Annotated in this window: 1 pseudogene; it reads right to left on the bottom strand. The window is 60.4% G+C overall.

Features of this window, described 5'->3' with window-relative positions:
* Positions 1 to 847: pseudogene (locus tag ASU23_RS12210) on the bottom strand (DUF11 domain-containing protein); the annotation flags it as partial.

The following is an 847-nucleotide window of genomic DNA, read 5'->3' as shown; positions in this document are numbered from 1 at the left end:
GTTGTCGAGAACCTTCGACAGATCATCGGTCAACACCACCGGATCAAGAGTCGTGTTACCCGTGTTCGCACCCGTCACCGTATACGTGATCGTCTGACCCGCAGCAACATTGGTACCCGATGCAGGATCGGCAGCCTTCGCGACCGTGAACCCCGGAACCTGAACCGGATGCGTCGTGCACAGCTGCGTCGCCGGATCACACACCTCCGGAGGATCAACCGGCGGAGTCGTACCCGGAACAACGAAGTTGAGCACCGTGTTGTCGGCATTCGCCGCAACGCGATCGGCATCAGCCTTGACCGTGACGGTGTACGTCACCGTCTTGCTCTCACCGGCCGCAAGGGTTCCCGTCACCGAGAAACCATCCGTGCCGACCATCGCAGCCGTCAACGGAGCATCAGCACTCAAGCTGCCCGCAACCAGATCAGCATCATCGAGCAGACCACGCAGATCATCGAAGTACGCGACCTCACCCGCACCGTTACCGGTGTTCGAGAACGAAAGCGTGTACTTGATGTCCTGACCGGCAACAACATTCGAACCCGACACCGGATCAGAAGACTTCACCACAGCGATCTTCGGAGACACCACCGGGTGTTCGGTCGTCACCGGCGGAGGAGTGATCTCCGGACCCGTCGGCGGCTTCGCAGTACCGGTGACCTTGTTGTTGATCAGAACCCCGCCGGCAACACCATCGTTGATCTTCACCTGGTAGGTCAGGACAACCGACTTACCGGCTTCCAATGCACCGGTCCAGGTGAGCGTGGTGCCCGACAGGGTCGGAGCAGCACCGTCGACACCGTCGACAGTCGCCTTGAGCGAACCGTCCACCAACGTCGCGTTGTCG

Source organism: Rhodococcus sp. KB6, from assembly GCF_001445685.1.
Classification (GTDB): domain Bacteria; phylum Actinomycetota; class Actinomycetes; order Mycobacteriales; family Mycobacteriaceae; genus Rhodococcus_F; species Rhodococcus_F qingshengii.
This window is presented reverse-complemented; position numbering and strand designations above follow the sequence as displayed.